Raw genomic sequence first — 25,766 nt, forward strand, 5'->3', positions numbered from 1 at the left:
TCTCCAGGCCTCTGTTGAGACAGGCTCTTCGTGTACCCTAACCAACAGGGTCAGACAGATAATCGGAAGCTCGGGGGGAGACGGGGACGACCCTGACGACGACCCCAGACGCTCACGGAAAAGACCGCGCCGGGGGAGATAGTAGATTTCCGGCGGAGTGCGATCTTTCGCTGGTTTAAAGGCGTATTGATCCCCTGTACTTATCTATAAGAATACCGTGCTTAGCACCTTCCAAGAGGCATTTCGTTTAGAGATATAATTGGATTCGTATGCTTATTGTGAAATAGAGTTTTCTAAAACCGTTGCGAGCAAAAATCCCTCTATTAAAATTCGCAATATAAATTATCCCTTTCCGAATCAACAGGTACTTTGAATAACAACAGGTTTAAAATTTTTTATCGGCATATTTTTTGTATCCCCATTGATTAAAAAACATTTTATATCGAATGGTTAGTGTCATGAATGCCACTGTGGGGTTTGAATCAGGCACGGCGCTTCAATCAATTACTTGACACGGATATTTTTATCAAAATACTATAGACTGCATGATGAAGTTAATTTCCCTTCTAATCCTGTCAGCATCGCTGTTGTTCGTAATTAATTGCGGTTCAAAAAAAGTGCCGAAAGAGATGACGGACGAACAGCTCTATGAGTCGGCAGTCGAGGAGATGACCGCGGACAAGGGCGGTTTCCCCTGGATATTCAGGGGAAGGGACTATGATTCGATCTTCGCGTATTTGAAGGAAGTACAGATAAGGTATACATACAGCCCTTATGCGGCGCTTGCGGAGCTCAGGACGGGAGATGTGTTTTTTCAAAGAGGTGATTACGAGCAGGCGGCAATCGAATACGAGGAATTCCTGAAACGTCATCCCGGCCATAAAGAAGCCCCGTATGCAACCTATCGTCTGGCCCTGTCTTATTATAAAGAAATCAGGAGCCCGGACAGAGACCCTACCTCCACGAGGCAGGCTCTCGAGTGGTTTAACACCTTCGTTGAAAAATATCCGGATTCCCCCCTTATCGCGGATGCCCGTGAAAAAATAATTAAATGCAGGAATAGACTCGCGAAACGTGAAATATACATAGGCAACTTCTATTCAAAGAGAGATAATTATAAAGCCGCCGCAGACAGGTATAAGATAGTAGTTAATGATTATAGCGATACGAACAGGTATGGCGAGGCTTTATATCTTATGGGAAGAGCGTACGCGAAATCAGACCAGTACGAGCTTGCCCGACAGGCTTTAAACAAGCTTGTTCTGGAATTGCCGAGCGACAATAAATACCACGGTAAAGCGAGCTCATTATTAAACGACATTCAGGGTAAAACAGCCCCGCCTCCCGAAAATACCGGGGAACAGGGACAGCCGCAGCAAGGATGAGATTAGCCGTCTGCTGCTCTGTCATAATTTTTACACTTCTTATCTCCTGCGGAAGCGGTGAAAACCGGGAGATTGAAGAAGCGCTCGACACAAGAACCCGGGCCTTTGAAACAAAGAACGCCGACCTTTATATGTCACTCATATCACCCGATTACAGGCAGGAAAAGAAAGGGAAAGTGGTAGGGGTGGACGGTATCAAGAGGAATTTTGAAAGTAACGTTACACTTTTCGACACGCTGGATGTTACAAACAGGGATAGAACTGTTTATACGCAGGGTGACAAGGCTGAGGTTGTACAGATTACCGATGTTTCTGTGACTCTCGTGGATAGCAGGACTTTTTATATACAGGCTTTTTCCGAAGCGGGCTCATCCTGCGGGATAAGCAATATGGTTTCTCAGAAAATCGAGTCTCCGGAGCCGCAACGGACGCCGACCCCCGGGGAAACCCCCGCTCCGGAACCCGCGCCATCCCCGGAAAGTAATATGGTTTTGACGCGCCTTGATCCCGGAGCGGCAGGCGGCATTAGCTCAATAACCCTCACCGGCGCAAAACCCGGTTCTACAGTTCACTTCAGATATTCTGAACGCAGTGGCGGCACAAGGTTATCCGGCGGTATCTGCGACGGGCAGGTTCTTGGTCTCAACAATGCACAGGCCCTGGGCGGGGGGTCTGCAATTGCCGATACCACGGGAACCGCTACTCTTTATGATATCTCAATACCGCCAAATACCGTAAGCAAAAGCAGGTTTAAATTAAATGAGAAAATCGTGCTGGCCAAAAAAGGAGGCAAATGGGTAATAGTAAAAGAATCCGACGCCGATTTTCTGGAAGGTTTTGTTTTCGGCGGCGGTAACTGATAAAAGTAATCTCGTCTTATAGACCGAACTGTTTTTCCACCTGTTCCTGCTCTTCTTTACAGCCAATACATAGCGTGGTTTCCGGTCTTACTTCGAGCCTGTCTTCCGTGATTTCTTCTCCGCAAAGCTCGCAAATGCCGTAGCTCCCGTCCTCGGTTTTTTGAATTGCCTTGCGGATTTTTTGTATTAATTTTCTTTCCCTGTCGCGTTTCCTCAATTCAATGGATCTGTTTGATTCCGAGAGCGCTCGGTCCAGGGGATCGGGGAACGTTCCGTCTCCTTCGCTCATTCTCGTGACCGTCTCTTCGGCGATGCCGAGCAATCCCGCCATTTTCTTTATTAGAACTTCCTTGAAGTGCCTGAGTCTCCGGTTATTCATGGAAAAATTATATCACCTATGGTAAACACTGTAAAACATTAAAAGCCGCCCTAAGTAGCTGCGGGCTGTCAGAGGTTAATTGCGATATTTCATGTCTCTACGGTTAGAAGTTGTGAAATATTTGGTTAATATTTACGGCATAATTCCAGTGTAGTAACCCGGAGGTACTATAATTGTTTAAACTTTCTCAACTTACGTTCGAAGTATCCGAAAATGCCGTCTCGTTGCTCTCGGATTTCCTGCTCGGATTGGGGTCCCAGGGGGTGGCCGAAGACATAAGGAAAAACGGCATGTACGAGTTATCCGCCTACTTCCCGATGGATGCCGATCTGGATTCCATTATGAAGAATCTCAGGGAGCACATCGCTTTTATCAATGACTCCATGCCGGGGACGCACGTCGGAGCTATCAAGGCGGAGCACATCGACAGATCAAGCTGGGAGGTCTGGAGGACGGTATTGGGCAAAGTAAGGGCCGGAAAAAGAATAGTTATCATTCCGCCCTGGGAGGAACACACCCCTTTGAGAAATGAAATTGTGATAGAGATAAATCCGTCGCTTGCCTTTGGGACCGGACACCACGAAACAACGAGACTATGCATAGTGGCCATTGAGGAGATTGCCGCAAGCGGGGAAGCGGGGAGTATGCTCGATGTAGGGTGCGGGAGCGGTATACTGTCGATTGCGGCCTCCAAGCTCGGCATTGAAAATATTGCGGGATTCGATACGGATCCTGTGGCAATCTCCGAGTCCAGAAAAAACGCATTGAAAAACTCGGTAGCAGATAGAATCAGATTCTTTTGCGGCCATATACAGAGCGCGGCAGGTGTGTATGACTTAATTGTCGCTAATGTCTATATGGAGCCTATATTCATGATGAGAGAAGAGTTTAAATCGAGGCTCTCTGAAGACGGAAAACTGGTTTTATCCGGCATTCCCCATATAAGAGGGGACGAAGCTGTAAGAGGCCTCGTTAAAGCGGGATTCATCCTGGATAAGGAATCAAGGGACGGGGATTGGGTGGCCCTTCGGTTCAGGCTCCGTTGATAAAAGGGCGCGCTGAAGTAAACTGTTAGCGAAACCAAGTATTTTTCATAAGGTGGTACTAATGTCCTCATTTAAAACAATAGAGTGGAAAGACGACAAGGTTGTAATGATAGACCAGACGAGGCTTCCCGGCGAGGAAATATATATCGAATGCGACACCTATGAAGATGTAGCGGAGGCAATAAGGAGCATGGTTATAAGGGGCGCCCCCGCGATAGGCGTCGCGGCCGGCATGGGTATAGCCCTCGGTGCCCTTAAAACCAGAACGAACGGCAGGGAGGAGTTCGTGTCAGAGGTGAAAAGGGTCTCCGATGTTATATTGGCGACAAGGCCGACTGCCGTAAATCTTTCCTGGGCTGTGAAGCGAATGCTGAGAACGCTTGACGAGGCTGAGGGGCCCGTGGAGCTTATGAAGGCAAAGTTGGTTGAGGAAGCGAAGGACATACTGGATGAAGATATCATGACCTGCCGTAACTTGGGGAAAGTAGGGGCCCGGCTGATAAAGGATAACGCGGTCGTGCTGACCCACTGCAACGCGGGCGCGCTTGCTACCGGAGGCTACGGTACGGCGCTGGGTGTTATAAGGGCCTCCAGGGAGGCGGGGAAGAATATAAGCGTAATAGCGACCGAAACGAGACCCTTTCTTCAGGGTGCGAGACTCACTGCCTGGGAACTTGACAGGGACGGCATACCCGTTTCATTAATCACTGATAATATGGTGGGTTACATGATGAGAAAGGGAATGGTTGACGCGGTTGTTCTGGGAGCCGACAGAATCGCCAGAAACGGCGATGTGGCCAACAAAATAGGGACTTATACAATCTCGGTGTTGGCGAAGGCCCATAATGTGCCGTTCTATGTGGCCGCGCCCCTTTCCACTGTCGATTATGAGTGCCCCGACGGGGGGCTGATACCTATAGAGGAAAGAAATATTAACGAGGTTACTCACATATCGGGCAAAAAAATCGCCCCCGACGTAAGCGTTTTCAATCCGGCTTTCGATATAACTCCGAATGAGAACATAAGCTCCATCATAACGGAGAAGGGCATAGCGGAAAGACCTTTCTCGGGAAGTTTGCAGGAGTTGTTTGAAAAATAGCTTTTACTGCCTTTCCAAATCTTCCTGGCATGAAAGACATAGTTTGGTGAAGGGCATGGCGGCAAGCCTTTCCTTATCGATTTCCTCTTCGCAGGATTCGCATATCCCGTAGGTTCCGTTCTCTATTCTCTTGAGCGCATCGTCCACAAGGGTCAGCTTCTCTCTTTCCCTATCCGCCAGCATCAGGGCCAGCTCCCTGTCCCTGTCGCTTGAGGCATGGTCGTAGAAATCACCTATATCATGTTTCAGATGGTCGGATTCGGCTCTCATTGACTGAGATACCTCTTTAAGCAGCTCTTTCCGCATCAGCAGCAGCATCTGCCTGATTTCTTCACGCCAGTCTTTTCTCGGCTTCTTGGTTGCTCTTTTTTTTGGGGTTGCCTTTTTGCTTTTTGCCATAATAATAAGGGAGTCTCCTTACCGTTTTAATTGTCAACAGCCATGCCGGTTATCGGTACTATCTATGCGAGTCCCCGGTTATCTTTCAAACACGCTGTTAATTACCTCAGATATTAAATAAAGGCATTATAAGCCTTATAAAAATATCGAACCGAAGGTGTATTAAGATAAGGCTATAAATACGTTTGTCAAGGGTAATTTTTCCACAAGGCAATTTTCAATTTATTAAAATATGACAGATTCTAAATACTGTGTTTTCAAGGATGGTCGCCTTGCTTAATGGAATATATAACTTAAAATAAGGTACTTTGAGTTGATTTCGCCAAAATGGAAAGACCTTTCTTGAGAGCTAGAGATTTATGGAGTACCAGAGCGGGGCTCATTCTTGCGATGGCGGGAAACGCTATCGGGCTGGGGAATTTTCTCCGTTTCCCCGTCCAGGCCGCTGAAAATGGCGGCGGAGCGTTCATGATTCCCTATATCATTGCATTTTTTATAATAGGGATACCTCTAATGTGGACAGAATGGGCAATGGGCAGGTATGGCGGCGCGAGGGGACACGGCACTGCTCCCGCTATATTCAATCTGTTCTGGAAAAGCCCTTTTGCGAAAATCATAGGCGTCTTCGGGCTGTGGATCCCCCTTGTAGTCGCAATCTACTACATTTACATTGAATCGTGGACACTGGGATACTCGCTTCATTTTCTTCTGGGCACAAGCCCGAAGCTGGCTCCCGGGACCGATACCGCCGTTGAGTATATGGAGCTTTTCGGAAGCTTTCTGGGCTCGTATATAGGAGCCGGAGGTACGGATATTTTAAGCCCTTCTGTAATGGCCTATATAGCCTTCGCGGCAACTTTGCTGATCAATTTCCTCATACTCCTCAAGGGCGTATCGCGCGGAATAGAACGCTTTGCGAAGATTGCGCTTCCGGCGTTATTCATAATGGCGTTAATCCTTCTTGTAAGGGTCTTGACAATTAAAACGCCGAGCGGCAACGCCCTTCAGGGCTTGAATTTTCTATGGAATCCCGACTTCAGCGCACTAAGGAGTCCCGGAGTATGGGTTGCTGCCGCGGGACAGATATTCTTTACGCTCAGTCTGGGGTTCGGAGCAATCATTACCTATGCGTCTTATATAAGACCCGATCAGGATATTGCTCTCTCCGGACTGACGTCCGCTGCCCTTAACGAGACCGCGGAAGTCGTTTTGGGCGGCTCGATCGCAATTCCGGCGGCTGTGGCGTTTTTCGGGGTCGCGGGAGCCGTATCGATTGCGCAGTCCGGTGCTTTCAGCCTCGGCTTCGTGAGTCTTCCGGCGATTTTCACCAGTATGCCCGCAGGTCAATACCTCGGATTCCTCTGGTTTTTGCTTCTTTTCTTCGCGGGTCTTACGTCCTCGGTTGCCATAACCCAGCCCGTAATCGCTTTTTTCGAGGACGAATTCGGATTGAACAGGGTAAAATCGGTGCTCATTACCATGGGTATTATCATCATAAGCGTTCTGATGGTAATTTTCGTCAATGAAACCCTTGATGAGTGGGATTTCTGGGCGGGCACAATCGGGATCGTCATATTCGGTCTGCTGGAGATTCTGATATTTATGTGGGCGTTTGGCGGAGAGAACGCATGGGCTGAAATAAACCGTAAAGGAATAATAAGAGCGCCGAGAATATTTTATTACGTGCTCAGGTACATAACGCCTCTTTTTATGATGGTGCTGATCGGGTGGTGGGCCACCGAGCTCCTCCCGGGTGAGCTGGAAAAGTCGAGCTGGACTATCTGGCTTGCCAGAATCTACCTGATTGTGCTTTTTATTGTTTTAACGGTACTGGTTTACATCGCGGACAGGAGGAGGAAGTTAAAGAATAATGGAAGCTGACGCGCTTGTTTTTATGTTAACAGCATGGGGGTTCACGCTGGGTCTTCTGGCTTTCTGTGTAGTAATGCTGATTAGGAACCCGCAGATCGTTTCTGTTCTCACAAATAACGCAAATAATAAAGAAGCGGTCGGTGAGCCCGGGGCAAAAGAAGAGAAGAAGACCGAATAAATTTGCGGCTTCTAAAGCGGGGACGTTCACCGCACTCTTATTATCGCGAACACTTCTGCCCCGCCCTTCGTAAGCGCGCTTGTCCCCGTCTTGGCGCGTGTACTTGCCCCCTGATTTAATAAAGACTACTGCTTGTAAAACTCCTTCTCCCATTTCTTGTGTCTTACTTCCGCTTCCCTTATCAGAGGGGCAAAGGATGCCGCGTTGATAAGGAAGTTGTTCAAAAGACTGAACGGGAACATTACGGGGCGCACGAAATCCACGAAGAGCACGGCCCTGAATCCGTCCGTGTCGTTCCATACCTCGTGCTCGAAAGTGTCGTCGAATATTATGCTGTCCCCCTCATCCCAGTGAGTTATCGTATCCTCAATCCGGATCCGGCATTTTTCCTTCGGTTCGGGAACTATCAACCCCAGATGATAGCGCAGAACTCCGTTATAAGGGCCCTTGTGCGCCGGGATGTGTTTCTTGGGGGCGAGGATCGAAAAGAAAGCCGTCTTCATTCCGGGGATTTTTTTCAATAAACGTGTAGTTTCCGGGCATCTCTTGGAGTTTTCCTCACTCTCAAGCCCGTAACCGGCGAGAAAATAGGTTTTCCAGAGATTATCAGTGGTGATTGTCTTTACATCTTCCATGATGTCGTGAAAATTGGGGAGTTCGTCTTTACGCACCATTACCTGATCGAGTTCCTCGCGTATTTTCTTCCACTCGCTTTCAAGTCCAGCCACCCATGGGAATGTCGATTTCTCGTATAGAGAAATGTTGCCGTTTTTCGCGAAGCGGACATTTGTGGCTTCAACCAGCTTTATGAACAGCGACATCAAGCCCGGCATATACTCTTTGGTTTCATAATCGGGCTTGGGCATCTTGCCGTTGCCGTTTCCACCCTGAATGTTTGCAGAATCCTGTCTTTTCTCTTCCATTTGACGGTCCTTCCGTTGAAGATTTTATTTTAAGTTGTTTTCTTGCGGACTAGCCTTTCTGATCTTTATTATATCTTCTAATTGGTGAATTAAAAACAGTAATAGGGCCGCGCTGGTAAACCCGAGCACCCAGGGATATCCTCCCACAATCGCGACCACGAGAAATCCGAGTGAATAAAAGTTCCTTCTGGCCATGGGGCGCACAAATTTGATGAGCCTCCGAATAGTCGAGCTGTTTTTCTCTTCAACCAATTTATCGACCTCGAAATAAGCTACCAGACTGCCCGAATCCGTATACCTCGCGAGGAAGTAAAATGACCAGATTACGAAGAAAATGAAAACGGAGATATTGAAAGCGCCCAGTATTATGGCAACAGGATTCTTTGAGATAAGGTAATACCCTATCGGGACACCGAGTAAAAAGGAAAGCACGGTAACCTGATCGGAAATAGTATCAACCCACTGGCCTTTTTTTGTCTCCATGAGCTTGACTCGCGCTACCTCCCCGTCGCAGCGGTCGAGTATAGTTGCGGCCTGCATGCAGAGAGCGCCTACAACCGGATAGCCGATTGCATAAAAGACGCCGCAGAGCACGCCTATAACATTTATTAAAATGCTTATCATATTGGGCGTAAGGGGAGTTTTTACCAGGAGCCTGCTGGTGGGCAATGAGATTTTGCTGTTTACGCTTCTTGAAATCCAGCCTGTGGCGGTCTTGCCCACATGGGCAAATATCATGTTTTCCGCTTTTTTGACGGATTCTTTTTCAGACGAGAGCCTCATCCAGTAGGTGTCGGAGAACTCCTTGTATTTTACTTTATCTCTTCCGATAAGCTCCTGAACGAAGGTTTTAATGGACATCGAATCCATAATGGATTTTTCGAGGAGCTTCCCGGAGGCTATGAACGCTCCTACCGCCCTGCCGCCTGTTGAGAATAGGTCTGCAACATCGTCGCCGCCACCGGTTTTTACCCAGGCGTCCCGTGACGTATCAACGAGCACAAGGATCTCGCCCGGTTTTGTCGCGGAATCCATGAAATTCGACAACGCCCCGGGGGTTGTTACCAGGTTCGATTGAATTATCAGGCAAGGGGAAGAGCCGAGCTCTGTTTCCGTTCCAAGAGAGCGCCAGCTTATGTCGCTCTCTATACGCTTGTCGCCTGAGAGGAGTTCTTTTAAAGGGGAATCCTTTTTTTCGGTTATTATCGTGAAATTTTTGATGCCCGCCCTCTGAGCGGTTATAACGAGACGTTTAATCTGGGGCAGAGACCCGAATACGGTCTCTCCGTGGTTGCTTAATTTTTCTTCTTCTATACCCGTACCGGCGGCTACAAGTATTGCATGGTCCATTTTGTCAACTAGTTTCTACAACTCTTAGGACCCGTTCCTGATAGGATTTCTTTATGAATTTATTCGAATTGAATCTTGCCCTGAAAAGATCGCTCGGATAATCCACGTCCATCCAGAATAAATCATCTATATCGAGTGATTTCACTTTATAACCTTTCTTAATAAGTCTGTGAATCGCGGAAATATACCATTTATTCTCAGCCCCTACCGTACGCATCTCTTCCTCGATAGCTCTTTTCATAAGTTCAACCCCGGTGTCCCTGAACACCCTGACGCCTACGGACTCGGCGGATGCCCTGTTGTTTAAAGTTTTGCTGATATCTACAATCTTTGTTTCCTTGATTACAACCTTCATATCTTCATCTTCATAGCTCGATTTTTTCTTGATGGGGAGGCAGATTTTCTCATCCCTCATCATGAGTGCCTGCTCAAGCACTTCTATTTCGAATACGTCATCTCCGTTCATAACCACCATATCGTCATCCATCTCGCCTCTCGCTATCCAGAGTGAAATTAAGCTGTTTGTGGTCTGATAAAACGGATTGTAGAGCGTTTTAATTCTCATTCCGAGGCCGTCGTAATTTCTGAGAAAATTTTCGACCTTTTCAAAACCGAAACCGACTACTATTACAACTTCGTCTATCCCGCAATCACGGATATGGTTTATCTGATGCTCAAGTATGGTTTCTCCGCCTATATCCAGTAAACATTTGGGAATATACTTGGTGTAGGGATAAAGCCTCTTACCTCTTCCGGCTGCAAGTATTACAGCTTTCATAATATGTTCTCCACTTCAGAAGGTTATGTTTGATGTTTTACTTGCAAGATGCAATTTAGAACAAAGCGTGGAATACGAAAAGCGTATCCCCTCCTCCTTTAATATAGCTAACAGTTATAACCTCCATAATAGCTTATGTCAATATTTTTGATGTAATTTCTGACCTTAAGCTTCTGAATTTAACAAATTTCCTAAAATAATATTTACACAGCCGGCTCCGCTCAGCCTGACATAGTCTTAAAGGGCAGGGGTGAGTACGAAAAATAAATTCCGCAGCCCCCGCCCGAAGTCTTTGCCCGGGAGGAGGCTCAGTTTTTTGCAACCTGCAATTTTTTCGGTTCGGGCTTTATTTCGGTAATATTGTTGGCGGCGTCGACATATACCAGTTTCGGTACGTGTGCCTTGCATTCGTTTTCATTATAAGACGCGAAGCTCGCGATAATCAGACAGTCCCCTTCTTTCGCGAGGTGCGCAGCCGCTCCGTTGACACATATTTCGTTCGCGCCGCGTTTGCCTTCGATAACATAGGTTACGAACCTGTGGCCGTTGGTGATGTTGAATATGTGCACCTGCTCGTAATGGAAGAAATCGGCGGCGTCCATTAAATTCCTGTCTATCGTTATACTGCCCTCATACTCGAGGTCGGCCTCGGTAACCGTCGCCCTGTGTATCTTTGACTTAAGCAATGTTCTGCGCATGACTAAGCTCCTTTTCAGATTATATACTTTAAAGCACTATATTATCAATGAGTCTGGCGCCGCCTATGCGTACGGCCAAAGCCGCCACATCGCCGGGCGAGGCTGACTTTTTATCTTCGAGTGTTTTGCCGTCCCTGATCTCGAAATAATCAATTTCGTCAACGGAGGCCCTGTGAAGCACCCTGTAACCCGATTCAATCAGGTCCGTCGTATTTCTCTCACCTTTTTCAAACCTTTCTTTGATCTCAAAAAGCGCTCGTGATAAATACAACGCCTTTTCTCTTTCTTCGGCGCTGAGATATGAATTCCTCGAGCTCATCGCAAGCCCTGACGGCTCCCTCACGATGGGCATTCCTATTATTTCAACTTCAAGGCTCAGGTCTCTTACCATTTTTTTTATGATCTGGAGCTGCTGATAGTCCTTTTGTCCGAATATGGCTATATGCGGTTTTACGATATTGAAAAGCTTCAATACCACCGTTGCCACGCCTCTGAAATGACCGGGTCTGAATCTTCCGCAAAGAGGGCTCCCCAGCCCGGTCACCTCAACGCAGGTGTCGAATCCGGGCGGATAAATATCCTCGACTTCGGGGAAGAAAGCGGCGTCGACCCCGGCCTCGTTCATTTTTTTCTTGTCCCCGTCAATATCTCTTCTGTAGCTTTTGTAATCCTCGTCCGGACCGAACTGTGTCGGGTTAACAAATACGCTTGCAATTAATATGTTTCCCCTCTTCCTGCCCTCCCTCATCAAGTTCAGGTGCCCTTCATGGAGCGCCCCCATCGTCGGGACGAACGAAATGACCTTCCCCTCCCTCCTGATGCAGGTTGAAAAGGCCTGCATCTCCTTTACGCTCTTTATTAGCTTCATGGTTTTCATCTCAGTCATAGGAATTTTCCTCGGACGGGAACGCGCCGCTTCTCACTTCATCGATGAATTCCCGTGTCGAGCTCAGAACTACTTCCCTCAGATTTGAATAACGCTTTACGAATTTCGGAACCGGTTCAGGGGAAAGCCCGAGTAAATCGTTTATTACAAGCACCTGACCGTCACAGCCGGGACCCGCGCCGATGCCGATCGTGGGTATGCCTATTGAACCCGTAATTTCTTTTGCCAGAGATTGCGGGATACTTTCAAGCACCAGCGAAAAAGCGCCCGCGCTCTCTACCGATTTTGCGAGCTCTACGAGTCTCCTGGCTTCGCTTTCTCCTCTGCCCTGGAGTTTGTATCCACCCATCCGGAGGAAATTCTGAGGGCAAAGGCCTATATGTCCCATGACGGGTATTCCCGCTTGTTGTATTGTATAAACCGTTTCTATACTATCTTCAGATGTCTCCAGTTTGACTGATTCGGCTCCGCCTTCTTTCACCAATCTTCCCGCGTTCCTCAATGCCTCCTCCTTCGATATCTGAAAAGACATGAAGGGCATATCGGCTGTAAGGTGTGAATTTACCGTTCCTCTCGATACGAGCCTCGTATGGTATATCATTTCTTCCATTGTGACCGGAAGTGTTGTTGGAAGGCCCTGAATCACGTTTCCGAGAGAATCCCCTACGAGAATTATGTCTGCCTCCGCTTCATCGAGTATTTTCGCTGTGGCCGCGTCGTAGGCGGTGATCATGGCGATCTTCCGCCCCTCTTCTTTCATGGAGCGGATTATCGGTGCCGTTTTTTTTGTCGTCTCAGCCATTTGAAATAAAAAAACCGGACAGAGGACGAAACATACCTCTTCCGGCTTAGAATTATTTTAATTTATGTGGGGTACGGCTTGAATTCCGTCCCGAATTTATCATTTCAAACATTTCTGCGTCCCGGTCTTCAAAGGAAGATCCAAGCGATGTAACTAATAGAAGCTTCAGCAAAAAAGCTTCAAAAAGCCTAATTACGATAAAGAAAAAGCTTAAAATGTCAAGTAAATACTATTTCCGTTCTCGTCACCCTATGTAATATTATGCTCCCGTTCAGGATGGCACTGTTTTAGCTTATGGAGTCAATTTAGAGTGTATATGGCGAGAAATTCCAAATCAAGCGGAAATAAAATCGGCCGATTACCAGGTCAAAAAATCATATATAATTCCATTTTAAGATTAAGCTTAAGAAACTGTTACGGGGGAGTCGTGTCAATAGAAATATTTCAGGTAGATGCGTTTGCGGAAAAGCCTTTCACGGGAAACCCGGCAGCGGTATGCATATTGGAGCGGCCAGCGGATCCTGTCTGGATGCAGAAATTAGCCGCCGAGATGAACCTGTCCGAGACCGCGTTTCTGAGTCCCCGGGGCGGCGGCTTTAATCTCAGATGGTTTACTCCGACAACGGAGGTGGAATTATGCGGTCACGCTACGCTGGCTGCGGCTCATGTGCTGTGGGAATCGGGCTGCCTCGAACCTGATAAGAGAGCGGAATTTTACACTGAGAGCGGCGTTTTGACGGCTTCTAAAACGGGAAAGCTTATAGAGCTTGATTTCCCCTCCGAGCCTGAAACTGAAATCAGGACACTCCCGCTTCTTGAAGAAGCTCTCGGTATCGATGCGAGATATGTGGGGAAGAACCGGTTCGATTACCTTATGGAGGCCGGGTCGGAGGAGATTGTGAGGAAGCTCGATCCCGACTTTAATCTACTAAGGGAGATTCCGGCGAGAGGCGTGATCGTAACCAGCGTCTCGGGTTCACCTGAATACGATATCGTCTCGCGTTTTTTCGCTCCCGCGTCCGGCATCGACGAGGACCCCGTTACGGGCTCCGCACACTGCTGTCTCGGGCCGTACTGGATGAAGAAGCTCGGGAAAAAAGAATTTACCGCTTTTCAGGCGTCTCCTCGCGGCGGGGTGGTTCACGTCCGGGTAAACGGCGGGAGGGTTGTCCTCGGAGGGAAGGCGGTTATTGTGTTCAAGGGTGTTGTGCTTGCGTGAGATTGCCGCGGCTCCTTCGGAGCCTCGCAATGACGAGCGAGGGTGTCATTGCGAACCGAAGGTGAAGCAATCTCGTATTGTCTATAATTGTATCGATGAATCAAAAATATTACTTCGTTTATATAATGATGAATAAAAACAATACAGTGCTTTACACAGGAATTACGAATGACTTGAAAAGAAAGGTTTATGAGCATAAAGAAAAAATAGTCGAGGGTTTTACAAAAAAATACAATGTTTCCAAGTTAGTTTATTACGAGGTTTTTGAAAATATCTCTAGTGCAATCAGCAGGGAAAAAGATAGAGTTGATAGAAAGCATTAATGATAGTTGGAAAGATTTATACGAAGAGATTTGAGATTGCCGCGGTCGCATAAATCGCTCCCTCGCAATGACGAGTCAGCGTGTCATCGCGAGGCCGCGCAAGCGGCCGTGGCGATCTCTTTTTTATCTCGAGATTGCCGCGCTTCGTTTCACTATTAGAACTTGATCATACCTAGCTGCCAAAGTAAAGTTGCGTTTTGTACATTAAGCAAAGGCGTCCGGTTCTTGCACATGTTCAGAACCGTTGCTCGCAATGACATGACGGAAGGATTGCCGCGCTCTGTTTATCCTGAGTTTATCGGAGGGCCCGCAATGACGTGGAAAAGACGAGATTGCCGCGGTCGCATAAATCGCTCCCTCGCAATGACAATGTGGGGTTAGGCGGGGGAATATGAAATCACTCCAGGCTTGAAAATCTTAAAACGTTGTTCATAATTAAGAATCTCTAATACATTTGTCGGGCGGCGTAGCCAAGTGGTAAGGCAGCGGTCTGCAAAACCGCAATGCCCCGGTTCGAATCCGGGCGCCGCCTCCATTTTCATGGTTTGAAATATCGTATAATTATAAAAATTACACTAGCCCGGGTGGCGGAATAGGTAGACGCAAGGGACTTAAAATCCCTCGGGTGCAAACCCGTGCCGGTTCGAGTCCGGCCCTGGGCATATAAATAAATACAGTACCTGTGTCCCCATAGAACCCCGCATCGAACCCGTTCATTTTATACTCCTCTATGAGCTCAGAGATCGCGAACTTTACGACCTCGTAGAAATATTGTGATGCTTCTTCTATCGTGGCCATATCTTGATATGCACCTCAAACACATGGCCGGGCGGGTTTGCATTTGCTTATTGAATGTTTTTTAATTCGTTTCAACTATTTTATTTTCATTAGCCCAGGTAATCGCATGATCGTAGTCGTCGAAAGTCATTGAATCCAGAGAAGTGCCGTCTGACATCTTAAAACTCCACATCCAAACTTCTCCGACTTTTTTTAAAGTTGCCAGGACTATATTATCAAGGTTTATATATCTGCGAACTTCACTAGGCGGACTCCCCGCAGTCTCTAAAGTATCGATAGCACCGATAAAAACAATTTTTGCCATAATTTTGCTCCTCCCAATCCGGCGGACTCCGCTCCGTAATAAGGGAGATCACCGGGCCCTACTTCACCAATATTAGGTTGGTGCCGGGTTTCTCGTAATTACTGACTGCCAAAGAATATGATAACTTAATAAAGAATTCTTTCGAATAGTGCTATTTATATTGTTCTATAGAGGGTGGGGGCATTCCTCACCCATTTTATTATCTACATACACATTCAAAGCCGCTACTTTCCCTTTGTATCCTGGAAATGAGCTTGTTGCTGAACTCCCCAGGAGCGTCCGCGGGAATTAAAATCATAGTGAAATCGTTTATTACTTAGTTTTTTGGAAGTGTTTTGGTGTGGTTTAAATCAGTTCAATAAAACAGGCTGCCTGGAGAACAGTGTCAATTGAGCATCTTCTCTTCATCCTCTTCCCAATCTTCGTCATCTTCATCCTCTTCCCACTCGTCATCGTCGTCAAAAATGTCGTCGTCATCATCCTCTTCCCATTCCTCTTCGTCTTCATCCCACTCGTCATCGTCGTCTTCCCAATCTTCGTCTTTCGAAAGCAGTTCGAGCTCGATGTCCATCTTGGTTCTCCTGTAATGATGATTTACCTGAAACCATACATCCTGACATCGAAAAGTCAAGTAAAATTCAGGTCCTGAATGGCGGCATTAATAACCGCCCTTTGTATAAAAATATTGCAAGTATTACGGCAGGTTAAGAGCGAACTGCATAGGTGCGAATGTAAGATTTCCGAGCCTTTGGCCGCCGGATATCGAAATATTTTATAGGATTGTCAGCTGCTGCATTCTCGAATGAATTCCTCGGCTTTTAACACCATACTTTCGGAGCCGATCAATATAGGGGTTCTCTGGTGAAGTTCTCGGGGCTCAATCTCCAAAATACGGGTGAATCCGTCTGTTGCCCTGCCGCCTGCCTGCTCGACTATGAACGACATGGGATTACATTCATAAAGTAGCCTTAATTTCCCCTGCGGCGCTTCTCTAGTCGCAGGGTAGAGAAATATGCCCCCTCTTATGATGTTTCTGTGAATATCGGCGACCATTGAGCCTATATACCGGGCCGCATAGGGTGATTTTGCATTTTTTCCCATTTCTTTGCAGTATTTTATGTATTTTTTCACGCCTTCGGGGAAGCTGTAAAAATATCCCGTGTTTACAGAGTACGTTTTAGCGTCTTGAGGAATCTTCATCTCACTGTGAGACAAACAGAATTCGCCGATCGAGGGGTCGAGTGTAAAACCGTTGACACCGTGTCCGGTGGTATAAACGAGCATTGCCGAGGAACCGTATATGACGTAGCCAGCCCCAGCCTGTTCTGCGCCTTTTTGGAGAAAATCCTCATAGGTGCAGGGCCCCGGCGCGGGAGAGACCCGCCTGTAGATCGAAAAAATAGTCCCTACGGAAACGTTCACATCTATGTTGGACGATCCGTCAAGCGGGTCAATAGCCACTACGTATTTCCCGTTCATTGACGCTTCGTCGTCGAATACCGTAAATTCTTCATTTTCCTCCGATGCCACGCCGCAGCACTGGCCGCCGAGCCTGAGTGACGATATGAACCTTCTGTTTGCCAGTATGTCTAGTTTCTGTACCTCCTCTCCCTGCACGTTTGTCACCCCTGTAGTTCCCAGTATGTCCATAAGCCCGGCTTTATTAACATCCCTGTTTACGATCTTGGCAGCCACGGCTATGTTGCGCAGGAGTCTGGATAACTCCCCTGTAGCGTAGGGGAAATCTTTTTGCCTTCTTATGATGAATTCATCTAAAGTTTGAACTTCTATCATGACCCTTTATATTACCAAAATTCTGGGATTTAGGAAGATATAGGCCCGGTGAGGCCCAGCCTTCAAATAGATAATTTACCGTTTCAGGGCTTTTTATATTGATCCGTTTTACGTGCGGCGTCTTCTTTTCTGTCGAAGATATCTTTTACTTTATCCGAATCCTTGATTTTCATTGCGGCCTTCAACCCCTCTTTGCGGATGAGCTCTTTTGCGCTTTCAAAACTCTCCTTGAAATCTTCGGGCAGCGCGTGCCTCGCTACGAGGGAAGCCTCGTTCAGATATGGAACCATTACCGATTTTCTGAAAACAGCGTCATTTTTCGAATAAAAGAGCGTAAGGGAGGATAAGAGTAAAAATGCCGCAGCCACTCCGAATAGCGCCCCCAGTACCCCCCCGCATAATCTGTTAAGCCAGCCTAGCTTCAGTGTCCCTATTATTTTCGTGGTCAGCCATCCCAAAAGCTGAATTATTACATAGGTGATAAAAGCCAGAATGATAAATCCGCCTACATTCGCTATCGACTTGTTTTCAACCAGACTTTCCTCGATGAAGAAGGCCCCGAGCACATCGTAGAATATGAAGCCCATTATGATTCCGCCCGCAAGGGCCACTAAAGAGAAGACCTGACTGACAAGCCCCCTCGAGATTCCGAGGAGCGTAAAAAGGAAAATTATGATCAGGATAGTAATATCGAGCCAATTCATAGTATTGAAGTGTGTATATACCTCCTAGGATCGAGCGCCCTGCAGCTGACCCCAAAATTGCGGGGTCTCAGGCATATATAACCTCCAGCCTGGAGCCTGAGCCGGGCTCCTTCGTTACTTCTATCCTCACAGGGAATCTTTCCTTCAATTCATCCACATGGGTTATTGCCAGTATCTTGTCGAAGTCGTCTTTAACGGAATTGATAACATTAACAAAGTGACTTAACCCGTCTTTATCCTGAGTGCCGAATCCTTCGTCTATTACCAGTGTTCTTAATTGAGCGCCGGAGCGGTTCGCTATAAATTTCGAGATAGCCACCCTGAGTGCAAAGTCAATACGGAAAGCCTCGCCTCCGGAGAATGTTTCGTAGCTCCTTGTGCCGGAGGAGTCGCCGATATAAATTTCAAGCGTTTCTTTCTCTCCGCCTTTCTGTGTAGGTTTAACCATCTCCAGACTAAGCGCCATGCTTCCCTCGGTCAGCCTGTTAAGTAATTTGTTCGCTTCAATTTCTATTTCGGGCACCGCGTGCTCTATTATCAGGGCCTGGACGCCTTTTTTGCCAAACGCTTTTGCGAGTTCCTGATAAACCGCGAATTCATGCCTGGCATTTTTTATTTCATATCTGACCTGTTTCTTTCTGGCCGACAGTTCCTCTATCCTTTCAAGTCCGCTCTCGCTTCTGCTTATCTCCATAAGTATCCCGTTCTTCTGTTCTTTAAGAAGGTTAATTCTGGTCTCGACGTTTGACATTTCCCCCCTGATTTCTTTACTCCGGGATTCTATGATTTTCATAGCACTTATTTCTTTATTAATTTTTTCAAGTTTTATTCTGTCCCCGTTGAGGCTTGCTTTTAGCTTATTCAGTTCATTTTCACTGTGAGTCAGGCTGAGCTTCGTTTTCTCAAGCGTTTGCTTTTCTTCGGAAAATTTTTCCAGCTTGCGGAGAGTAACCCTGAGTTCCCCGTGCTCTTTTTCATCGTAGCCGAGTTTCATTAACTCAGCGCGGATTTCCTCGGCGCGCTCCCTGCTTTTTAGCGCGAAACACCCGTCTTTTAAGGTCGTATTGAGGGGCTCGAGCTCTTTTTGCGCCTTTTTTATATCTCTTTCCGCTTCCGCTCTCCTTATCCGGTCTTTTTTGAGAATCTCGAATTCAGTCTCGAATTTCCTGAGAGAATCAACTTCGTTTAGTATTTCCTTATGTTTATCCGGGTCGTAATCTAATTCGGATTTCCTCCGGTTAAGTTCTTCTAATTCCTTCTCGTACTCTTTTCCGTATTCGCCGCTTTCGATCTCGTTTTTAACCAACTCGAGTCTCGTTCTTGTTTCGTCCAGTTCGTGGGATGAAGCCAGTGAATCCTTGAGACTTTGTTCCTTTTCTCCAAGCTCTTTATTGAGCCCGGGGAGAACCCCGGTTTTTGTTTGGGCTTTGTCTATATTCCCTCTAATTTCCTTATCCCTTGCCTGAAGCTTCTTTACATCTTCCCCGATCTGCTCTAGCCGGGCGTCAAAATTTACGACTGCCTTCCGGAGTTTTTCGATAAGAGCGGACTTAGCTTCCTGCTGAAGTGGTGATTCACAGAGCGGACAATGGGCTTCAACTGTATCGGAACAAAGCACGTTCAGCTTCTTTTCCTCTTCCGCTTTTCTCTTTTCGATCTCAACCCTTTTTGTACTTAAAACCTTGATTTCCTCGCCTGTATTTTTAAGCTCCCGATATAGTTGTTCGACTTTTCTCTCGGCGCCCGCGCACTCCTCTAGAAGTGATTTCAGATCCTGAATCTCTTTCCGTAGCTTGTCGGACAGCCCGACTTTAATAACCAGTTCTTTTATTCTTGAGTCAAGCTCCTGCGCCTTTGTCTCAAGCCCTATTCTTTTTTGTCCGACTTTGTTCCTGATCTCGGTCTCTCTGGACACGAGCCTATCGACTTCCTCTTTTCTTTCGCTTAAGCCCCTTTCTACCGTGCTTAGTTCGCCGAGTTTTCGGAACCCTGTTTCGATCTCGCTTTCTCTTTTGAGGGTCTCTCCGGTGCTCACGATTATTTTTTGATACTCCTCGATTCTGGTCCTGAGTGTGCTGATTTTCTGTACGATTCCGGCTTTTTTCTCCGCTATAAGAATGTTTACACTCTCGAGTTCTCTTTCGAGGTTCGATTTGGCTAACTGTTTCTCGCTGAGTGTCTTCTCGCGGCCCCTTACCTTTTCATATTCGCCGAATCCCCTGATTATTTGCTCCTCTCTTGAAACAATATCACTGTATTTTCTTACTAATTCCGTAACATGAGTGAGTTCCTTTTCCAGATTCTCACAATTTTTTTCTGTCTCTTTTTTCTCGGTCTTCAGTTTGTCGAGGTTTTCCAGTTTTGCCTTTACCGATTCATGCTCCGCAATCAGTTTCCCGTACAAAGACTCGAACTCCGAGATGCCGCCTGAAATCTTTTCCTCTTCTTTCCTCGATTCTCTCAGTTTTGTTTCAAGGCTCTCTTTCCTTGAAATCTCGGTTTCGAGCTGATTTTGTTCGTTCTCCAGAGTGCTTGCGGCGATGCCGGATTCCTGCGCGTGCTCCCTCGCCCTTCTGGTGAGCTTCTCGTATTCATCAAGCTCCAGAATTTTGGACAGCACCTCCTTTCTTTCCGCGGGCGTCCTTTTGGTGAATTCGTCAGCCATGCCCTGAAGTATAAAGGATGAGCATATGAATGAGTTGTGGTCCATCTTCATTATTTTCTCTATGGCGCTCTGCGCTCTCGAGCCCTGATCGAGGGGTTTGTATGACCCCGAGGCGTCGTCATAAATCTGAAGATCTATCGAAGAGGAAGAGCCGCTTTTTTTCCTGACAATCGACCTTATTATCCTGTACCTGATGCCGTCGGATTCGAATTCGAGCTCTACCCACGCGTCGGGAGCCCCGCGTTTAATGACTTCCTCTTTATTCTTGACCCTGCATTTACCCCAGAGAGCCCATGTGAGCGCGTCGATAAGCGCGGACTTCCCGTGCCCGTTCTTGCCGCAAAGGCAGGCGATGTCAAAATCCCTGAAATCGAGGGTTGTATTGTAGTCGCCGTAACTTAAAAAATTTCTCACACTTAGCGTTATAGGAACCATAGACCGCGAATCAATAATTATGTCGGTTTAGATAATATAACATTTCTCTAAAATATCATATATTTCAGGGTCTTTGACTTATCTAAACTGTTCAGATAACTTAAACAGCGATGGGTTTTTCCGATATTCTTTCCGTTATAAATCCTGATCTTGAAGAGATCGAGAGGGAGCTCGAGGCCAATATTAAATCCCCCGTGCCCCTTGTCTATGAAATCTCTAAATATCTGCTTGGAAGCGGGGGGAAAAGGCTCCGTCCTTCGGTGGTTCTTCTCTCGGCCGGCGCCTGCGGGCTTCTGGACGGGCGTGAAAGGATATATTCCGGAGCCGCGCTCGAGCTGATTCATACTGCGACGCTTCTACACGACGATGTCGTGGACGACGCGAAGCTGAGGCGCGGAAAAACCGCCTCTAACGTAGTGTGGGGCAACAAGGCAACCGTGCTTGTCGGGGATTTTATGCTCGCGCGCGCGCTGGGCTTGATTCAGTCCTGCGGGAACCTTGAGCTTATAAAGGCGGTAACGGACGCTGCCGCGAGGCTGGCCGAGGGGCAGGTGCTCGAGGTGATGAGCGCGAAAAACATGCTCGAAGTCTCCGAAGAGATATGTTTCGGAATAATTGAAAACAAGACCGCGTCGCTGATCGAAAGCTGCGGCAGGGTAGGGGCGATTCTCGCCGGGGCCGGAGACGAGGTAAAGCGGGCGGTCGGGCAATACGGCTTTAATCTGGGCATCGCGTTTCAGCTTGTGGACGACGCGCTCGATTATTCATCCACCGAAAAAGAGTTCGGCAAAGGTGTGGGGCAGGATCTGGTGGAAGGTAAAATGACGCTTCCTCTTTTTTATTCGCTCAAAGAGGCTTCCGAAGGCGAGAAATCGAGGATAAATGACATACTCATGAAGGGTGCCGGTTTCAGTGAGGATGAGCTGGATTTTGTAAGGGAGCTTGTGGACAGATACAAAGGGGTGGATAAAACAAAGGACGTTGCGAAGAATTTCGTTCACAAGGCGAGGAGCGCCGTTTCTTCGCTGCCGAACAGCCCGTACAAGGACTCCCTCAATATGCTTGCCGATTACGTTGTGGACAGGAAAAACTGACCGGGTCTTCTAAAACCATTACTTCCGGTTCATTTCAAACATCATTATATACGCGTCTTCCCCGGTGTCGGAGTAGTATTTTCGTCTCGTATGAATCGTCTTGAATCCGAATTTCTCGTAGAGATTTATGGCCCCGGCGTTGGATACGCGGACTTCCAGAAGCGCGTATTTCAGTCCGCAGCCGGATGAGTGATTGACGCAATCCCTCAGCATGCTCTCACCTATGCCCATTTTGCGGAAGTCGGGATGAACTGCGATATTCAGTATGTGCACCTCGTCGTATATGGTCCACGTAACTATGTAGCCCACAACCATTCCGCCGAATCTTACAACCCTGTTGTAGGATTTCTGCGATCTTATCTCTCTTTCGAATACGCGCCTGGGCCAGGGGGTGGGAAAACTTACATTCTCTATGGACACAATGCCGTCCAGGTCCTCGGGCGTGATTCTGTCTGTTTCGAATTTCGGGGCATTTTCCATATTATAATTTTTTCAGGTTCGAGCCTATATGTCCACTCATTTTAATATATTATGAAAAATTCTTGAAGTAGGCTTCGAGAAGTTTTTGAGCGGCCGCGAACGGGCTTGTTTTCCCTTCGGCCACTTCCTTCTCCAGTTTCCCCAGGTGCGCCGTGATCATCTCATTGTTGTAGAACTTATCCTTCAAGCCGTACAAGACCGCTTCGTGCATCCACTTTACCGACTGATCTCTTCTTTTTTTCTCGAATTCCCCGGTTTTCCGCGTGAGTTTCCGGTGCTCCGCTACCGTTTCCCATATTTCCGCTATCCCCTTATTCTCGAGGGACGAGCATGTCAAAACGGCGGGATTCCATCCGCTCTCCTTGGGGGGATACAGGTGAAGGACGTTTTGAAATTCCTTCTTCGAGAGCTCCGCGTTTTTTTCGTTAGCCCCGTCTGCCTTCGTGATTGCAACCGCGTCGGCCATTTCCATTATCCCCCTTTTCATTCCCTGAAGCTCGTCTCCGGCTCCCGTGAGCAGGAGGAGGAGAAAAAAATCGACCATCGAATGGACGGTAGTTTCCGACTGCCCTACGCCTACGGTCTCGACAATTATGGTGTTAAACCCGGCGGCTTCGCAGAGCATTATGGCAGCCCGCGTGTTTTTTGCCACTCCCCCGTGAGAGCCCGCTGACGGCGAGGGGCGGATAAACGCCCGGGGGTGAAGCGAGAGCTTCTCCATCCTTACCTTATCGCCCAGTATGCTGCCCTTTGAGCGCTCGCTCGTGGGGTCTACGGCTAGCACGGCAACGGTTCTTTTAACTTCCCGGGTCAGGTAAAGCCCGAATGATTCGATGAATGTGCTCTTGCCGACGCCGGGTACGCCCGTTACCCCGATTCTTACGGATTCTCCCGTATGCGGCAGGCAGCGGCTTATAATTTCCTGCGACAGCCTGCTATCCTCGGGCAGGGTGCTTTCGATGAGTGTTATGGCGCGGCTCAGCACGGAGCGGTCGCCCGAGAGTATGCCGTCTGTATAGTCTTTGGCGGTTAGTCTGCGCTTGCGTTTGAAGTTCAGGACCTTCCCCTCCCCGTCAGGGGAAAGGGATAGGGATGTTCCGGATTTTTTCCCTTCGTTTGATTTTTTCTTATCGGACAATGTCTAGAAACCTGCCTGCCGTTTGCTCACTCACTCTTTTTTCCCGTGAATCAATATTTTGAGTATATCCCGGGCCGCCTTTGAGATGACCGTGCCGGGCCCGAATATCGAGGTTACACCCGCGTTGTAGAGAAATTCGTAATCTTTTTTGGGTATGACTCCCCCTGCGACTATCATGATATCTTCCCTCCCCATTCCCTTAAGCTCTTTTACAAGCTCCGGGACAAGGGTTTTATGGCCGGCGGCGAGGCTCGAGATGCCGATTATGTGCACGTCGTTTTCAACCGCCTGGCGCGCCGCCTCTTCGGGGGTTTGGAACAGGGGGCCGATATCGACGTCGAAACCGAGATCGGCGAAGCTTGTGGCTATTACTTTTGCGCCTCTGTCGTGGCCGTCCTGTCCCATCTTCGCTATCATCAACCTTGGCCTTCTTCCTTCCAGAGCCGCAAACTCGTCGGCCATCTCTCTCGTTCTGTTGAAATCCTCGTTCTCCGTCATCTCTCCTGAATATACACCTGAAATCGAGCGTATAACAGCCTTGTATCTCCCGAACACCTTCTCGCAGGCGTATGAAATCTCTCCGAGAGTGGCGCGTTTTCGGGCGGCGTCCACGGCGAGCTCGAGGAGATTCCCCTCTCCCGTTTCCGCGCATTTGGTTATCCGGTCGAGGGCCGTGCTTACAGCCTCGCTGTCCCTTCCGGCTTTTAACTTCTTCAAGCGCTCTATCTGCGCCTGCCTTACGGCCGTGTTATCCACTTCCAGTATTTCAATCTCCGCGTCCTCCGGGGCCTGATATTTATTCACTCCGACTATTATATCCTGACCGGAATCAATACGCGCCTGTTTGCGGGCGGCCGCCTCCTCGATTCTCATTTTGGGTATACCTGTCTCTATGGCTTTCGCCATCCCCCCAAGCTCTTCTATCTCCTCAATGAGCGCCCAAGCTCTCCGGGCGATGCGGTCCGTCAGGTACTCGACGTAATAAGAACCCGCCCAGGGATCAACGGACCTGCATATATTTGTCTCCTCCTGAAGATATATCTGGGTATTCCTGGCTATTCTGGCTGAGAAATCCGTAGGAAGCGCGATAGCTTCATCGAGCGCATTTGTGTGGAGGGACTGAGTGCCTCCGAGCGCGGCCGCAAGGGCCTCGACGCAGGTTCTTATCGCGTTATTGAAAGGGTCCTGCTCCGTAAGGCTCCACCCTGATGTCTGGCAATGGGTTCTGAGTGCCATCGATTTGGGGTTCTCCGGGTTGAACCTCTTTATCAGCTTTGCCCAGATCATGCGCGCGGCCCTCATTTTGGCGATTTCCATGAAATGATTCATCCCGATTCCCCAGAAAAAGGAGATACGGGGAGCGAAGTCATCGATGTTCATGCCGGCGTTGATTCCGGTGCGTACGTACTCCAGACCGTCTGCGAGCGTATAGGCGAGCTCTATATCGGAGGAAGCGCCCGCCTCTTCCATATGGTAGCCGCTTACGCTGATAGAATTGAATTTCGGCATATTAGTCGAGGTGTATTTGAATATGTCGGCGATTATCTTCATGGACGGTTCGGGAGGATAAATGTAGGTGTTTCTTACCATGAATTCTTTCAGAATGTCATTCTGTATGGTTCCGCTCAGCTTCTCGGGGCTTATTCCCTGCTCCTCTCCCGCCACTATGAAGAACGCCATCACGGGCAGCACGGCGCCGTTCATCGTCATCGAGACCGATATCTCGTCAAGGGGTATCCGGTCGAACAGTATTTTCATGTCGAGTATTGAATCTATCGCTACTCCGGCCTTTCCGACGTCCCCAACGACCCTTCCGTGATCTGAATCGTAGCCCCTGTGTGTGGGGAGATCGAAAGCTACGGACAAACCCTTTTGACCCGCGGCGAGGTTTCTCCTGTAAAAGGCGTTTGATTCCTCGGCTGTGGAAAATCCCGCGTACTGTCGTATGGTCCAGGGCCTGGTTACGTACATTGTGGAATAGGGTCCCCTCAGATAAGGGGCAATGCCGGCCGCGTAGTTCAAATGCTCCATGTCGAGTAGATCTTCTTTTGTGTAGAAAGGGTAGACGGGAATATCTTCCGGAGTCATCCACTCCGACTCTCTCTTTAAGCGGGAGCCATTCGTTTTTCCGTCTCTGCCTCTCCGGTAATCAATCCG

The 25,766-nt window shown here is 48.0% G+C and carries 25 protein-coding genes and 2 tRNA genes; 11 read left to right on the forward strand and 16 right to left on the reverse strand.

Annotated features, from left to right (window positions below; all coding sequences use genetic code 11):
- Window positions 1–548: 548 nt before the first annotated feature.
- Both RIG61_09050 and RIG61_09055 read left to right on the forward strand, forming a co-directional pair.
- Entirely contained in the window at window positions 549–1,385 is an 837-nt protein-coding gene (locus RIG61_09050; GenBank protein MEQ9619307.1) for an outer membrane protein assembly factor BamD, read from the forward strand.
- Window positions 1,382–2,245, forward strand: coding sequence for a nuclear transport factor 2 family protein (locus RIG61_09055; GenBank protein MEQ9619308.1), 864 nt, complete (start codon window positions 1,382–1,384; stop codon window positions 2,243–2,245). Before RIG61_09050 ends, RIG61_09055 begins: the two co-directional genes overlap by 4 nt.
- 16 nt (window positions 2,246–2,261) lie before the next feature.
- On the opposite strand, the gene dksA is transcribed toward RIG61_09055, so the two are convergent.
- Entirely contained in the window at window positions 2,262–2,624 is a 363-nt protein-coding gene (gene dksA, locus RIG61_09060; GenBank protein MEQ9619309.1) for an RNA polymerase-binding protein DksA, read from the reverse strand.
- Between the two features lie 173 nt (window positions 2,625–2,797).
- Here dksA and RIG61_09065 point away from each other — a divergent pair, with 173 nt between their 5' ends.
- Window positions 2,798–3,670, forward strand: a complete 873-nt coding sequence (locus RIG61_09065; GenBank protein MEQ9619310.1) for a 50S ribosomal protein L11 methyltransferase — start codon at window positions 2,798–2,800, stop codon at window positions 3,668–3,670.
- A 61-nt stretch (window positions 3,671–3,731) separates the two neighbouring features.
- Window positions 3,732–4,769: an S-methyl-5-thioribose-1-phosphate isomerase gene (gene mtnA, locus RIG61_09070; GenBank protein MEQ9619311.1), complete on the forward strand. Its 1,038-nt coding sequence runs from the start codon at window positions 3,732–3,734 to the stop codon at window positions 4,767–4,769.
- Between the two features lie 3 nt (window positions 4,770–4,772).
- Here mtnA and RIG61_09075 read toward each other — a convergent pair whose 3' ends face one another.
- Window positions 4,773–5,168 (reverse strand): TraR/DksA C4-type zinc finger protein, encoded by a 396-nt coding sequence (locus RIG61_09075; GenBank protein ID MEQ9619312.1) that lies wholly within the window; start codon window positions 5,166–5,168, stop codon window positions 4,773–4,775.
- A 327-nt stretch (window positions 5,169–5,495) separates the two neighbouring features.
- On the opposite strand from RIG61_09075, the gene RIG61_09080 reads away from it, so the two are divergent.
- Window positions 5,496–7,049, forward strand: coding sequence for a sodium-dependent transporter (locus RIG61_09080; GenBank protein MEQ9619313.1), 1,554 nt, complete (start codon window positions 5,496–5,498; stop codon window positions 7,047–7,049).
- Window positions 7,039–7,218, forward strand: coding sequence for a hypothetical protein (locus RIG61_09085; GenBank protein ID MEQ9619314.1), 180 nt, complete (start codon window positions 7,039–7,041; stop codon window positions 7,216–7,218). The genes RIG61_09080 and RIG61_09085 overlap by 11 nt, the downstream gene beginning before the upstream one ends.
- Window positions 7,219–7,343: 125 nt before the next feature.
- On the opposite strand, the gene RIG61_09090 is transcribed toward RIG61_09085, so the two are convergent.
- The 6 genes from RIG61_09090 to panB all read right to left on the reverse strand — a co-directional run bounded on the left by RIG61_09090 (window position 7,344) and on the right by panB (window position 12,655).
- Window positions 7,344–8,141: an aspartyl/asparaginyl beta-hydroxylase domain-containing protein gene (locus tag RIG61_09090; protein MEQ9619315.1), complete on the reverse strand. Its 798-nt coding sequence runs from the start codon at window positions 8,139–8,141 to the stop codon at window positions 7,344–7,346.
- Between the two features lie 24 nt (window positions 8,142–8,165).
- Window positions 8,166–9,491 carry a CDP-alcohol phosphatidyltransferase family protein gene (locus RIG61_09095; protein MEQ9619316.1) on the reverse strand — a complete coding sequence of 442 codons (1,326 nt, stop codon included), beginning with the start codon at window positions 9,489–9,491 and terminating at the stop codon, window positions 8,166–8,168.
- Window positions 9,492–9,495: 4 nt separating this feature from the next.
- On the reverse strand, window positions 9,496–10,269 hold the full coding sequence (locus tag RIG61_09100) for a phosphocholine cytidylyltransferase family protein (GenBank protein MEQ9619317.1): 774 nt from the start codon (window positions 10,267–10,269) through the stop codon (window positions 9,496–9,498).
- A 308-nt stretch (window positions 10,270–10,577) separates the two neighbouring features.
- A complete protein-coding gene (locus RIG61_09105) occupies window positions 10,578–10,967 on the reverse strand; it encodes an aspartate 1-decarboxylase (protein MEQ9619318.1) in 390 nt (129 codons plus the stop codon).
- Window positions 10,968–10,995: 28 nt separating this feature from the next.
- A complete protein-coding gene (panC, locus tag RIG61_09110; GenBank protein ID MEQ9619319.1) occupies window positions 10,996–11,835 on the reverse strand; it encodes a pantoate--beta-alanine ligase in 840 nt (279 codons plus the stop codon).
- 10 nt (window positions 11,836–11,845) lie between these two features.
- On the reverse strand, window positions 11,846–12,655 hold the full coding sequence (panB, locus tag RIG61_09115) for a 3-methyl-2-oxobutanoate hydroxymethyltransferase (GenBank protein ID MEQ9619320.1): 810 nt from the start codon (window positions 12,653–12,655) through the stop codon (window positions 11,846–11,848).
- Window positions 12,656–13,082: 427 nt separating this feature from the next.
- On the opposite strand from panB, the gene RIG61_09120 reads away from it, so the two are divergent.
- The 4 genes from RIG61_09120 (at window position 13,083) to RIG61_09135 (ending at window position 14,859) form a co-directional block, all read left to right on the forward strand.
- Window positions 13,083–13,874, forward strand: coding sequence for a PhzF family phenazine biosynthesis protein (locus RIG61_09120; protein ID MEQ9619321.1), 792 nt, complete (start codon window positions 13,083–13,085; stop codon window positions 13,872–13,874).
- Between the two features lie 77 nt (window positions 13,875–13,951).
- Window positions 13,952–14,197, forward strand: a complete 246-nt coding sequence (locus RIG61_09125) for a GIY-YIG nuclease family protein (protein ID MEQ9619322.1) — start codon at window positions 13,952–13,954, stop codon at window positions 14,195–14,197.
- 460 nt (window positions 14,198–14,657) lie between these two features.
- Window positions 14,658–14,732, forward strand: a tRNA-Cys gene (locus RIG61_09130).
- 43 nt (window positions 14,733–14,775) lie between these two features.
- Window positions 14,776–14,859: transfer RNA gene (locus RIG61_09135), tRNA-Leu, on the forward strand.
- 197 nt (window positions 14,860–15,056) lie between these two features.
- Here the strand turns inward: RIG61_09135 and RIG61_09140 are convergent.
- The 5 genes from RIG61_09140 to RIG61_09160 all read right to left on the reverse strand — a co-directional run bounded on the left by RIG61_09140 (window position 15,057) and on the right by RIG61_09160 (window position 20,897).
- Entirely contained in the window at window positions 15,057–15,299 is a 243-nt protein-coding gene (locus tag RIG61_09140) for a hypothetical protein (GenBank protein MEQ9619323.1), read from the reverse strand.
- Window positions 15,300–15,684: 385 nt separating this feature from the next.
- Window positions 15,685–15,870, reverse strand: coding sequence for a hypothetical protein (locus RIG61_09145; GenBank protein MEQ9619324.1), 186 nt, complete (start codon window positions 15,868–15,870; stop codon window positions 15,685–15,687).
- Window positions 15,871–16,082: 212 nt separating this feature from the next.
- Entirely contained in the window at window positions 16,083–17,093 is a 1,011-nt protein-coding gene (gene fbp, locus RIG61_09150) for a class 1 fructose-bisphosphatase (GenBank protein MEQ9619325.1), read from the reverse strand.
- Window positions 17,094–17,176: 83 nt separating this feature from the next.
- Window positions 17,177–17,797 carry a CvpA family protein gene (locus tag RIG61_09155; protein MEQ9619326.1) on the reverse strand — a complete coding sequence of 207 codons (621 nt, stop codon included), beginning with the start codon at window positions 17,795–17,797 and terminating at the stop codon, window positions 17,177–17,179.
- Window positions 17,798–17,864: 67 nt separating this feature from the next.
- Window positions 17,865–20,897, reverse strand: a complete 3,033-nt coding sequence (locus RIG61_09160) for an SMC family ATPase (protein ID MEQ9619327.1) — start codon at window positions 20,895–20,897, stop codon at window positions 17,865–17,867.
- 110 nt (window positions 20,898–21,007) lie between these two features.
- Here RIG61_09160 and RIG61_09165 point away from each other — a divergent pair, with 110 nt between their 5' ends.
- Entirely contained in the window at window positions 21,008–21,991 is a 984-nt protein-coding gene (locus RIG61_09165; GenBank protein ID MEQ9619328.1) for a polyprenyl synthetase family protein, read from the forward strand.
- 18 nt (window positions 21,992–22,009) lie between these two features.
- On the opposite strand, the gene rimI is transcribed toward RIG61_09165, so the two are convergent.
- Genes rimI through scpA form a run of 3 tightly spaced genes read right to left on the reverse strand, consistent with a single transcriptional unit; the run spans window position 22,010 to window position 25,763 of the window.
- Entirely contained in the window at window positions 22,010–22,471 is a 462-nt protein-coding gene (gene rimI, locus RIG61_09170; protein ID MEQ9619329.1) for a ribosomal protein S18-alanine N-acetyltransferase, read from the reverse strand.
- A 49-nt stretch (window positions 22,472–22,520) separates the two neighbouring features.
- Window positions 22,521–23,609 carry a methylmalonyl Co-A mutase-associated GTPase MeaB gene (meaB, locus tag RIG61_09175; GenBank protein ID MEQ9619330.1) on the reverse strand — a complete coding sequence of 363 codons (1,089 nt, stop codon included), beginning with the start codon at window positions 23,607–23,609 and terminating at the stop codon, window positions 22,521–22,523.
- A gap of 30 nt (window positions 23,610–23,639) precedes the next feature.
- Window positions 23,640–25,763, reverse strand: a complete 2,124-nt coding sequence (gene scpA / locus RIG61_09180; GenBank protein ID MEQ9619331.1) for a methylmalonyl-CoA mutase — start codon at window positions 25,761–25,763, stop codon at window positions 23,640–23,642.
- Window positions 25,764–25,766: the final 3 nt, after the last annotated feature.

It is taken from the genome of Deltaproteobacteria bacterium, assembly GCA_040223695.1.
In the GTDB taxonomy this organism is placed as follows: domain Bacteria; phylum Desulfobacterota_D; class UBA1144; order Nemesobacterales; family UBA2774; genus JAVKFU01.